Raw genomic sequence first — 12,720 nt, 5'->3', positions numbered from 1 at the left:
TATGATCAACGTCACCATTTGGAATGAATTTGTCCATGAGAAAATTCACGATGAAGTAAGGGAAGTCTACCCGGATGGTCTGCATCGAGCACTGGCTGACGGACTTGGCGGCGAAGGCTTTGCTATTCGTACAGCTACACTGGATCAGCCTGAACACGGATTAAGTGATGAAGTGCTGAATTCCACAGATGTGCTCATATGGTGGGGACATATGGCACATGATCGCGTAAGCGATGAGATCTCACAGAAGGTTGCGCAGCGAGTGCTGAACGGGATGGGAATGATTGTGCTCCATTCAGGTCATTTCTCCAAACCATTCAAAGCGCTGATGGGAACAAGCTGCGATCTGAAATGGCGTGTAGCTGACGAGCAGGAAATTGTATGGTGTGTTAACCCATCTCATCCGATTGCGGATGGCATAGAAGGCAAGATTGTATTGGAAAAAGAAGAGATGTACGGCGAATTCTTCGATATTCCAGTACCGGATGAACTGGTGTTTGTAAGCAACTTCCAGGGTGGAGAAGTATTCCGGAGTGGATGCACGTTCCGGCGTGGTGAAGGTAAAATCTTTTATTTCCGACCAGGTCATGAGACGTATCCGACCTATTACAAGCCGGAAATATTAAGAGTGATCAGCAACGCTGTGAAATGGGCATATCCTGCCCGCAGCTTTAAGCCGGAATTTGGCAAGAGTGAACCTGTAAGACCATTTGGTGGCGTGCTGGTTTAATTCACTAACTCAATCGTGAAATGGAAATTATAAGTTTTATTCAAAAAGAACCCTTCTCCGAGTCAATGATGACTGTGGCAGTTGGGTTCTTTTTGGGTAAGATAGTACTATGGGGAAGTTATACGATATTTCCCATGGTTACGACGCAGCGTGTAATGTATACTGGGATGTATGATCCATTTTGGATGTTATGCTTCTAAAATTTAAACTTTTTAGTTGCAGGCGTTTTCTTTGAAGCTTAAATATGTTATTATGAAATATACTAACAAAATGTAAGTTGATTTGAGTGATCTCTAAAGAGGTGATTAATGTGGAAGGTCAAGACTTGCGGATGTGTCCGCGTTTTGAAACGGCGTTTTCTTTTTTGGGCAAGCGCTGGAATGGTTTAATTATTCAAACATTGATGAGTGGTTCGAAGCGATTCAAGGATATCTCCAATCTGATCCCATCCATGAGTGATAAGATGTTATCCGAACGGATGAAAGATCTGGAGAGTGAAGGTATTCTGGTTCGTCACGTCTATCCCGAGACGCCGGTTCGTATTGAATATGAACTGACGGATAAAGGTAGAGCGCTCCAGCCTGTCATGAATCAAATTCAAGACTGGGCTGAGAAGTGGGTTGACTAACGTATAAGCATCACCCACTTTCGTTGCATGAATGACATAGACTCCTGATTTCTGTGGAAATCAGGGGTTTTTGTCTTAAGTATAACGTGGATCGGCGTTTTTCTCTTGGGCTATGCACATGTTGTCATGAGTTGTAGTATAATCTATAGAAAATGGCCACAGACGGCCGGAGCGAAGGAGGCCCACTTGTCATGAGAGAAGAAAGCTTATCCCGTGAAGTACGCTACGGCAAAAAAGATATTGCAGAACTTGAGAGCGCATCCATTCAGGTACATCTGATTTACAAAAAAGCTGCGGAGTTGTTTAAGCGCACAGCATATTCCCGTTCGGTTATGGATGATCTTGCCGAAGTGAATACGCATTCTGTGAACAGCGATGGTCCGAGATTAGCTCCGGCGGTGCTGCAAAAATGGATTCAAACGTCCAGGGGCTGGAAGTGTATCGGATGTGAGCTGGGACAACCTGATTCAAAGACTTCTCAGATGGAAGATACCATCCATGGTGAGCGGTTGGTTCTGGATGTGGGAGAAGGTCGGTTGGTTCAGGCAGAAATGCTGATTCAGGCGGTTGTCTGGTCTCAATATGAGAAGATTCGAATGTTTGCACCATGGCTTGGGGATGAACCCTTTTATAGCGTGCAGGAACTGGATGTCATTGCCCGTTATATTGTGCCTACCTATTTCTCGGAACGGCCTTTGCACGAGCAAGGCAAGGTATTCAAGGTCCATCAACAATATGGGCAGATTCCGCTATATCAGGAGTATGTAGACGCACCTTCATGTTGTGTACAGGTGGATGGTGGATTACTTGAAGGTCGATTGCTGACAGGTGTATATGTATCTGAGGAGCAGTTCTTCGGGCTTAATCCATATCTGAAAGATGGCGATGGAGGACGGACATATATGCAGGCTAGTGTCCAGTGATAACGTAACCAATTCGAACATAAAAATGAATTAGAGTGGAGAGCCTGTGTGCAGGCTCTCTTTCTTGTACAAGCCCTATTTGGAGGGGACACCCTATAAAAGTAACGGCTTTGACACTTTTTTTTGCCGAAAGTTGTGCCATAATAGAGGTTATGGACAACAGGGTGAATGATTTTACGCAGGGTGGTGTTACCTACATGATGAAGAAAATCCCCGGTTACATAGGTGTATGTTTGCTCCTACTGGCGATCTTGGCTGGTTGTAGTGAGACACAGCCTTCTGAGCAGCCAATTGTCAAGGAGACAGAAACAGCGAATACGATCACAGTGGCTGTAGATGGCAGTACGTTTTTGCCTGATGCAACAAAGTCCATTAAGCGAGATTTTAGTGAGGGATTGACACTCAAAAAAGCATTACTCAATAGCGGACTGGTTGATTTTACGGCAGATGGCAAACGGATTCAATCCGTCGGTGAAGTTTCTCTGGATTCTTCGCTTAGCTGGGCTGTCAAATTAAATGGCAAGGATATTGAGCAGGAAGATTGGGACATGGAACTTCATGCCAAAGATGAAGTGATCATTTACGTGAAAGCCGCTGACAGTGGGGGAGATGGCGTTGCATATCAGACAACGTTACTCAAGGTTAGCGGTGGAAACATTATGCCAACCCTTAATCGTCAATATGCCGGCGTCTACGTTCAAGAGTGCACAGTTCGTGATGTGTTGAAGTCCAGCGGCATTGTAAGAATGTCGGAGAATAACAAATTTGTCGTTTCGGTCGAGAATGTCACACCTCGTATGAATGAGCGGTGGGTCATTATGGTGAATGACAAAGAATTAATGGAAAATGGTCTGGACATGAAATTGAATCCACGTGATGCGGTAAAGCTTGAATTGACCAATGCATCCTAAGTATACCAAGAAGCCCAATCTCTTTTTAGAGAACTGGGCTTTTTTCATTATAATATATAAGCAATATCCGATTAACATATTCAAATATTAAATACGACAGATCTCGTTCGGGCAAAGTTCACAGTGACAGATCCCTTGCAGCATCTTCAGATCTTTGATAACAATCATGCCATTGTCATATTCAATCGCATCTTTCTTACGCAGATCGCTTAACATGCGGTTTACACTTTCACGTGTGGCTCCAATCATATTGGACAGGTCCGTGTGGGTGATTTTTTTGTGAATAATGACATGCTCCCCATGAGGCTCACCATACGAATTCGACAACCGAATGAGGGTGGAGCAGAGTGCACCCGGTTTGCCATATAACATGAGATCCCGGAATTTGGTCTGTGTCAACCGGTGGTGGATGCCCATCCATTTCATAAAGTCGATCGCAAAGTCACAATGCTGGCAGATTAACATCTCCAAGTCTTTATGCTCCAGTACACCAATCTCACTATCCTCCAGCACTTCCGCTGAGAAGCTGTGTTTAGAGCCAAAGAAGGGATCAGCCTGGCCAATCATATCACCGGATTGATACATGTACATGATCAGTTCCTTGCCTTCATCCGTGGATTTGGTGATCTGGGCACGACCCCGTTTCATATAATAAAGTTTGTCAGAGATGTCGCCTTCCCAGTACAGATGTGTACCTTCCGGATAAGTTCTATCTTTCATGGTAACCAGCAGATGGTTGAAATTTGCTTCCGAGAAACAGTTGGTATTACCGCGCTTTTCCAGTACAGTTGTTAGTTCTCTCATAAGTCTATCTCCCCTTTATGTCCATCGGACGACCTTCTGTAGTAAGCAGTAGCCTCCGAGGTTCGCCGCAAACCGTTGCCGTCCTGATCAGGGTCATCTCGGCCGGGAGGAAGGACGGTACAAATTGCGGTGGTTCAATTTTTAAGTTCAGTATATACCTAATCTTACCGTTTGAGGGGGAAGTAAAGGGGGCAAAAATGACGAAATTTCAAACATTGTGATAAAATTCACTTTTAATGGAGAGGATGAATTTTACAGCCCTATATTTTAAATAGGAAGTGAAAATGGTCGTATGAAGGACACTACAAAACTTAAATTAAATTTGTTATACTTTGTGAAAAAAATCACATAATTAAGTTTATTGTCATGTTACGATGTGAATGTAAACGAGAGAGACAAACTAATACGAACCTTTAGGAGGATGAGGGAGATGGCTGTAAAGAACGAAGTCGCCCCAGCAAAAGAACCGACAGCAGGTCAGTATATTCAAACGTTAATCGACAAAGCGAATAAAGCACACGCCGCATTCATGAAGATGGACCAGAAGCAGATTGACCGGATTGTGCAAGCGATGGCGCTTGCGGGTCTGGATAAACACATGATGCTCGCCAAGATGGCCGTAGAAGAAACAGGCCGCGGAGTATATGAGGATAAAATCACCAAAAATATATTTGCAACTGAATATGTATACCACAGCATCAAGTATGACAAAACCGTAGGTGTGATTGAAGATAACGAGTATGAGAGCTTCCAGAAAATTGCGGAGCCGGTCGGTATTATTATGGGGATTACCCCGGTTACGAATCCAACATCAACAACGATGTTTAAAGCACTGATCTCCATCAAGACGCGTAACCCAATCATCTTTGGTTTCCACCCATCTGCACAGAATTGTAGCCGGGAAGCTGCTAAAATCCTGTTGGAAGCGGCTGTGAAACATGGTGCACCAGCGGATTGTATTCAGTGGATTGATGATCCTTCTATGGATCGTACAAACGAACTGATGAATCACAATGATGTGGCTCTCATTCTGGCAACAGGCGGATCAGGAATGGTACGTGCAGCGTATAGCTGTGGTAAACCTGCACTGGGCGTAGGACCGGGTAACGTTCCTTGCTTTATCGAGAAAAGTGCTGATATCAATCAGGCAGTGACGGATTTGATCCTGTCCAAATCTTTCGATAACGGCATGATCTGTGCTTCCGAACAAGCGGTCATCATTGAAGAACCGATCTTCGATCAAGTGAAGAAAAAAATGATAGCCAATGGCTGTTACTTTGTTAACAAAGATGAAGCAGCAAAATTGACAGCAGGTGCGATTAATGCCGAGAAATGTGCTGTGAACCCGGCGATTGTTGGTCAATCTGCGGTAAGCATTGCGAAATTGTGCGGTATTGAAGTTCCAGCAGGCACCAAAATTCTCGTGGCCGAGATTGAAGGGGTAGGTACCAAATTCCCATTGTCGGCTGAGAAATTAAGTCCGGTACTGGCTTGTTACAAAGTTAAAACGGCAGCAGAGGGTATTGAGCGTGCAGCAGAAGTGGTTGCTTTTGGCGGCATGGGTCACTCCTCGGTTATCCACTCCACAAATGAAGAAGTGATCGGCAAATTTGCAGATCGTCTGCAAACCGGACGGATTATTGTGAACTCGCCATCCACACACGGTGCCATCGGGGATATCTACAACACAAACATGCCGTCATTGACACTGGGATGCGGATCATACGGACGTAACTCGACTTCTTCAAACGTAACCGCTGTGAACTTAATCAATGTGAAAAGGGTGGCTCGCCGTACCGTGAATATGCAATGGTTCAAAGTGCCAAACAAAGTCTACTTCGAAAAAGGGGCAACGCAGTATCTTGCCAAAATGCCTGATATCACACGTGTGGCGATTATTACGGATGCCATGATGGTGAAACTTGGATATGTTGAAAAGGTAGAACACTATCTGCGTCAACGCCAAATGCCAGTAGCGATCGAAGTATTCTCCGATGTTGAGCCAGATCCATCGACAACAACGGTAGACCGCGGAACCGAAATGATGCGCCGCTTCCAACCGGACTGCATTATCGCACTCGGCGGTGGATCACCGATGGATGCTGCCAAAGCTATGTGGTTGTTCTATGAATATCCGGACACGGACTTCAACGATCTGAAACAAAAATTCATGGATATCCGCAAACGGATCTACAAATATCCACGTCTCGGCGTAAAAGCGAAATTTGTAGCGATCCCAACAACATCCGGTACAGGTTCTGAAGTGACATCGTTCGCGGTTATCACAGACAAAAATCAAGGTAACACCAAATATCCATTGGCCGACTATGAGCTGACACCAGACGTAGCCATTGTTGATCCAGAATTCGTATACTCCCTGCCTAGAACAGCTGTTGCAGATACAGGTATGGACGTACTGACTCATGCGATTGAAGCATATGTGTCTGTTATGGCAAATGACTACACAGATGGACTTGCGATCAAAGCAATCCAACTGGTATTCCAATACCTGGAGCAATCGGCACTGCAAGGCGACAAACTGGCACGTGAGAAAATGCATAATGCTTCCACAATTGCTGGTATGGCGTTTGCCAACGCATTCCTGGGCATTAACCACAGCTTGGCGCACAAATGGGGCGGTCAGTACCATACCGCACACGGACGCACCAATGCCATTCTGATGCCACACGTCATTCGTTACAACGCGAAAAAACCGACCAAATTTGCATCGTTCCCGAAATATTCGCACTTTGTAGCGGATGAGCGTTATGCCGAAATCGCACGGATTCTGGGATTGCCTGCACGTACGACAGAAGAAGGGGTAACCAGTCTCATCAATGCGATTCGCAAACTGAACAAAACATTGGGCATTGAAGAATCGTTCCAGGAAATCGGATTTGATGCCAAAGACTTTGAAGCACATGTAGATTATCTGGCTGACCGTGCCTTCGAAGACCAATGTACAACTGCCAATCCGAAGTTGCCGCTGGTAACTGAACTGGCTGATGTATACCGCAACGCTTTCTACGGAAAGTTTGAATAACAAATTCAGAACGAAGTGTGCCTTACGGCAAGAAGATCAGGGTTCCCCGAGAGGGGAGCCCCGATTGCCGTCTTTCACACAATAACGAGAGGGCAGAAAAACAGAAGAGCGAGCATCTGTTTTTCAGGATTTATTCTAAGATATGATTTGCTCCGAGCATAGAGGAGCAAAAGGGTTCTAGAGAGGTTACACGGAATCCGTGATGTGGCTGTTTGAGCCAGATGTTCAAACAATAACGAAGAGGGCAGAAAAACAGAAGAGCGAAGCATCTGTTTTTCAGGATTTATTCTAAGTTTAGTTTTGCTCCGAGCATAGAGGAGCAATGGTTCTTAAAGAGGTTACACGGAATCCGTGACGTGGCTGTTTGAGCCAGATGTTCACACAAGAACGAAGAGGGTAGAAAAACAGAAGAGCGAGCATCTGTTTTTCAGGGTTTATTCTAAGTTTTGTTTTGCTCCGAACATGGAGGAGCAAAGGTTCTTAAAGAGGTTACACGGAATCCGTGATGTGGCCGTTTGAGCCAGATGTTCACACAATAACGGAGAGGGCAGAAAAAACTGAAGAAGCGAAGCGTTCGCCTTTATCCCCGGATTTTCCCCTTTGAAAAATAAAATTGAAAAAATCCGGGGATAACAGCGATCGGAAGTTGTTCTGCCCGCGCAGTGGCTAAGTGTGAATTTACCGGGTTCAATGGGACAAAGCGCAGGTGGAGTGAGTTAGTTCACTAACTTTGTGACAAAAATCACAGATGATGAAAGTGCCAAGTCGTATACTGAAAATGTAAGAAAAACATTCATCCCGCGGTTCCGGTTCCCAAGTAGAGAGAACATGTTCCGGTTTATGTGAAACAATTCACATTAATCGCGGCTCTGGGCACACAATGCTACGAATGAAGCAAGATGTTATGTGTCCAGAAATCCAAATTAGTGGAGGGATTAAGATGTCGGTGATTGAAAAAGATGTCAAACAACAAACAGGCTGGAGAAACTTTACCAAAGGAACATGGACCAAATCCGTAGATGTGAATGATTTTCTGGCACACAACTTGTCTCCGTATTACGGCGATGAAGCATTTCTCGCAGGTGCAACCCAGAATACCAAAGAATTGTGGGATATCGTATCTGATCTGACCAAAAAAGAACGGGATAACGGCGGTGTCCTTGACGTTGATGTGAACACACCAGCGACTATTGTTTCTCACCAACCCGGTTATCTGGATCAATCCAAAGAACAGATTGTCGGCGTTCAAACCGATGCTCCGTTCAAACGTTCCATTCAACCAACAGGCGGAATCCGGATGATGATTGATGCATGTGAAGCATACGGCTTCGAATTGCCTCAAGGCGTCATTGATATATTTACGAACATTCGCAAAACACATAACCAAGGTGTATTCGATGCTTATACTTCCGATATGCGTGCAGCGCGTAAAGCAGGGATTATTACAGGTCTTCCAGATGCGTATGGCCGTGGCCGGATCATCGGTGACTATCGTCGTGTAGCTTTGTACGGGGTAGACTTCCTGATTCGTAACAAAAAAGGCGAATTGAACGCACTTGAAGTTGATGTCATTGATGAAGATGTCATTCGTCTGCGGGAAGAATTGTCTGAGCAGATTCGTGCATTGCAAGAATTGAAGCAATTGGGCGATATGCACGGGTTCGATATTTCCTTGCCAGCGACAACAGCAAAAGAAGCATTCCAATGGTTGTACTTCGGTTATCTTGCTGCCATCAAAGAACAGAACGGTGCTGCGATGTCCCTGGGACGTGTATCTTCTTTCCTGGATATCTACATTGAACGTGATCTGCAAGAAGGTATTCTGTCCGAAGAACAGGCTCAGGAATTGGTTGACCATTTTGTAATGAAACTGCGGATTGTCAAATTCCTGCGTACACCGGATTACAACGAACTGTTCAGTGGAGATCCAACATGGGTAACGGAGTCCATCGGGGGTATGTCTGTAAATGGTGAAACACGTGTAACCAAAAACAGCTTCCGTTTCCTGCATACACTGCACAACTTGGGTCCTGCACCAGAACCGAACTTGACTGTACTATGGTCCACTAAACTTCCAGAAGCTTTCAAAGATTATTGCAGTAAAGTATCCATTGAAACCAGCTCAATTCAGTATGAAAATGATGATCTGATGCGTCCAATCTACGGTGACGATTACGGTATTGCATGCTGTGTGTCGGCTATGAAGATCGGGAAACAAATGCAATTCTTCGGCGCTCGTGCCAACTTGGCAAAAGCTCTCCTGTATGCGATCAACGGTGGTCGTGACGAGAAATCCGGAGCACAAGTTGGACCTGAGTATCCTGCCATTACTAGCGAAGTGCTGGATTACAATGAGGTTATGAAACGCTTCAAACCAATGATGGAGTGGCTGGCGAAGCTGTATATGAACACCCTCAACGTCATTCACTACATGCACGATAAATACAGTTATGAGCGTATCGAAATGGCATTACATGACCGTGACATTGTACGTACGATGGCTTGTGGTATCGCCGGTCTCTCGGTTACAGCAGATTCACTGAGTGCAATCAAATATGCCAAAGTAAAACCAATTCGTAACGAACAAGGCATCGCAGTTGATTTCGAAATCGAAGGAGACTTCCCTTGTTACGGTAACAATGAAGACAGCGTAGACAGCATTGCTGTTGAACTGGTTGAGAACTTCATGGGCATGATTCGTAAGCACAAAGCTTACCGTAACGCAGTGCCAACACAATCCGTTCTGACGATCACATCCAACGTAGTATACGGTAAGAAAACAGGGACTACACCGGATGGTCGTAAAGCAGGTGAACCATTTGCTCCAGGTGCGAACCCAATGCATGGTCGTGACAAAAAAGGTGCACTGGCATCCCTTGGATCTGTAGCCAAATTGCCTTATGAACACAGTCTTGACGGTATTTCCAATACCTTCTCCATCGTGCCAAAAGCATTGGGTAAAGAGGAGACTACACGTAAATCCAATCTGACTGCGATGATGGATGGGTACTTCGGTCAAAACGCTCATCACCTGAACGTTAACGTATTTGATCGTCAGCAATTGATTGATGCGATGGATCACCCGGAAAACTATCCTCAACTGACTGTACGGGTATCCGGATATGCGGTTAACTTCATTAAACTGACTCGTGAACAACAGTTGGATGTCATCAACCGTACGTTCCATGGCTCCATGTAAGTAATTTGCAAGTAGAAGACCGTTAGAGCAAGGCATTCCAAATCATATTAAACGCACAGCGGATGCGGATACAGAAAGGAAGAGGCAGCATGGTTAAAGGACATATTCATTCACTCGAAACTTTCGGGACGGTTGACGGCCCAGGCATCCGCTTTGTGCTTTTTATGCAAGGATGTCTACTCAAATGTCAGTATTGCCACAACCCTGATACATGGGCGCTGGATGGTGGAAAAGAAATGACACTTGAGGAGGTACTGGCTGAAATTGAGCCTTATCTATCCTACTACCGCAGCTCTGGAGGCGGACTCACGATATCTGGCGGAGAACCAACGTTACAGGCCCACTTTGTAGGGGAAATCTTCAAAGAAGTGAAGCGCCGCTGGGGATTGCATACGACACTGGACAGCAACGGATTTAACGAACCGGAACGGATTCACGATCTGTTGGATCACACAGACCTGGTTCTGCTGGACCTCAAACATATTGATGATGAGAAACACATCAAGTTGACAGGCAAATCCAACGAGAGAACGTTGAAAACGGCCAAGTGGTTATCGGAGCAGGGCCGGAAAATGTGGATACGCCACGTGTATGTGCCTGGCATTCATAACGAGGAAGAGGATCTGCTTAACCTCGGACGGTTTATTGGGACATTAAATGGCGTTGAGAAGTTCGAAATTCTTCCATACCATCAGATGGGGATTTACAAATGGGAAGCGCTCGGTAAAGTATATCCACTGGATGGTGTTCCTTCACCAAGTGAAGAAGAAGTGGAGCGGGCGTATCGCCTGATCGAACAAGGTCGCCAGGAAACGGCTGGTGTGGCTTGTTCAGGTAAGTAATCTAACCTTTATATATAGTAAAAACAATCAATCAAGCAGTCCTTGCGAACATATTTCGCAGGGGCTGTTTTTTTGCTGATATCCATTGTAAATGCAAGATTATGGGTCCAGTGAAGGATTTTATCCCTCCATTGATGAATTGTCATCCTTACGATGTAAGCTCCGGCTTTTTATAATCAGAGTGTAAAGCCAAATGCTCAATATCTTGAGGAGGGTCAACCAGATGAAAAAAGGAATGACATTACTGCTTTCATTATTGCTTATCACTTCATGGACTTTGGCGGGATGTGCAAGCTCAAGTAACGAGCCACAGCAGGGCGCAGGCAATACACCTGTGGAGGAGACAAGTAAGGAACCGGTTGAGATGCTTCTCCGTCACACGCAGGTGGGAGCCGACAAACAGAAAAGACTGGCCATTCTGCAGGATGTTGTGGACAAAGTTGAGGGTGAGATACCCAATCTGACCTTTACGCTGGATGGTGTCGAATCCGATGTGAATCGCAAGGAGAAGCTTCGCGGGGAGATGGCGGCAGGTAACCCGCCGGATATATTTGAACTGTTCGGTAGCCCGGATTCCAAAGTTTATGCCAAGGAAGGTATGCTGCTTGATCTGACTCCGATCTTGCAAGAGCTGGGCATTCAGGACCAGTTTACATCGCTTGAACCGTTTACGTATGAAGGCAAAGTATATGGACTGCCGATTGGCGGTTCGGGCGAAGGTTTTTTCTATAATAAAGAGTACTTCGAACAAAAAGGATGGAAAGCTCCAACCACCATGGCTGAACTGGACAATATACTGGCCGAGATCAAGGCCGATGGCAAAGTGCCGCTTGCTTCAGCATCCAAGGCGGGCTGGGTACCGCTTATGTTAACCAACCACCTGTGGTCCCGGTATGCCGGACCGGAGATTACCGCAAAGTTTGCAACAGGTGAAGCGAAGTGGACCGATCCGGGTGTTGTGCAAGGTTTTGCCAAACATAAGGAATGGGTGGATAAGGGTTATTTCAAAAAAGGTGAGCTGGGCTTCGAGTATGCCGAATATACCACGCAATTTACGAGCGGAGAAGCGGTGTTGATGTATGACGGAACGTGGAAATCATCTGTATTCAAAGAAGGCCAGAGTGGTGAATCGCTCATTGGTAAGGTTGGATTCTTCAATATGCCTCCGGTAGAGAACGGAGCAGGTGATCAGACGTCTTTGATGCGTGATGTGAACAATGGATACGGATTCTCGGCAGCAGTGGCGGATGACCCGCAGAAGCTGGAAGCAGTGAAAGCTTTTATCAAAAATTTCTACAATGAAGATATGCAGGTCCGTGGCCTTGTGGAAGATGGTGTGTTACCTGCGATGAAGCTGGATGAGAAAGTGCTGACCGACAGTATTACCGATGATCTGATGAAAGAAATTGTGGCCGTGCTTAATGCGTCCAAGACGTCGTTCCCGGCATTTGATGCACTCGTTCAGGCCGATGTGACGACTGAGATCAGCAATCTGCAGATTCAGAAGTTGATTGGTGGGCAGACCACGCCAGAGAAAATGGCAGAAGAGTTGCAAAAGGTGCAAGAGGAAGCAAACGCTTCCGTAGAATAAATCAATCCAAGTTGAAACTGCGTTCGTTGAAGTGACTGAAGGAGGCTGA

The 12,720-nt window shown here is 45.5% G+C and carries 9 protein-coding genes; 8 read left to right on the top strand and 1 reads right to left on the bottom strand.

Annotation, left to right across the window (positions count from 1 at the left end; all coding sequences use genetic code 11):
• The first annotated feature begins 1 nt into the window (after position 1).
• The 4 genes from NZ043_RS30110 to NZ043_RS30095 all read left to right on the top strand — a co-directional run bounded on the left by NZ043_RS30110 (position 2) and on the right by NZ043_RS30095 (position 3,192).
• Entirely contained in the window at positions 2-730 is a 729-nt protein-coding gene (locus NZ043_RS30110; protein ID WP_017687549.1) for a trehalose utilization protein ThuA, read from the top strand.
• Between the two features lie 331 nt (positions 731-1,061).
• Entirely contained in the window at positions 1,062-1,358 is a 297-nt protein-coding gene (locus NZ043_RS30105; RefSeq protein WP_076333333.1) for a helix-turn-helix domain-containing protein, read from the top strand.
• A 191-nt stretch (positions 1,359-1,549) separates the two neighbouring features.
• Complete coding sequence (locus NZ043_RS30100; protein ID WP_091028765.1) at positions 1,550-2,281, top strand: hypothetical protein; 732 nt, start codon at positions 1,550-1,552, stop codon at positions 2,279-2,281.
• A 197-nt stretch (positions 2,282-2,478) separates the two neighbouring features.
• A complete protein-coding gene (locus NZ043_RS30095) occupies positions 2,479-3,192 on the top strand; it encodes a hypothetical protein (RefSeq protein ID WP_017687552.1) in 714 nt (237 codons plus the stop codon).
• An 87-nt stretch (positions 3,193-3,279) separates the two neighbouring features.
• On the opposite strand, the gene NZ043_RS30090 is transcribed toward NZ043_RS30095, so the two are convergent.
• A complete protein-coding gene (locus tag NZ043_RS30090; protein WP_076333276.1) occupies positions 3,280-3,996 on the bottom strand; it encodes a Crp/Fnr family transcriptional regulator in 717 nt (238 codons plus the stop codon).
• Between the two features lie 430 nt (positions 3,997-4,426).
• Here NZ043_RS30090 and adhE point away from each other — a divergent pair, with 430 nt between their 5' ends.
• The 4 genes from adhE to NZ043_RS30070 all read left to right on the top strand — a co-directional run bounded on the left by adhE (position 4,427) and on the right by NZ043_RS30070 (position 12,671).
• Positions 4,427-7,039, top strand: coding sequence for a bifunctional acetaldehyde-CoA/alcohol dehydrogenase (adhE, locus tag NZ043_RS30085; protein ID WP_074095716.1), 2,613 nt, complete (start codon positions 4,427-4,429; stop codon positions 7,037-7,039).
• Positions 7,040-7,979: 940 nt separating this feature from the next.
• A complete protein-coding gene (gene pflB, locus NZ043_RS30080; RefSeq protein WP_133385430.1) occupies positions 7,980-10,238 on the top strand; it encodes a formate C-acetyltransferase in 2,259 nt (752 codons plus the stop codon).
• Positions 10,239-10,327: 89 nt separating this feature from the next.
• On the top strand, positions 10,328-11,080 hold the full coding sequence (gene pflA, locus NZ043_RS30075; protein ID WP_091028774.1) for a pyruvate formate-lyase-activating protein: 753 nt from the start codon (positions 10,328-10,330) through the stop codon (positions 11,078-11,080).
• Positions 11,081-11,303: 223 nt separating this feature from the next.
• On the top strand, positions 11,304-12,671 hold the full coding sequence (locus NZ043_RS30070) for an extracellular solute-binding protein (RefSeq protein ID WP_091028776.1): 1,368 nt from the start codon (positions 11,304-11,306) through the stop codon (positions 12,669-12,671).
• Positions 12,672-12,720 lie beyond the last annotated feature (49 nt).

Origin of the sequence: Paenibacillus sp. FSL k6-2145 (assembly GCF_037976585.1) — a bacterium.
In the GTDB taxonomy this organism is placed as follows: domain Bacteria; phylum Bacillota; class Bacilli; order Paenibacillales; family Paenibacillaceae; genus Paenibacillus.
Note: the sequence above shows the minus strand (reverse complement) of the source record. Positions and strands in the feature narration are given on the sequence as shown.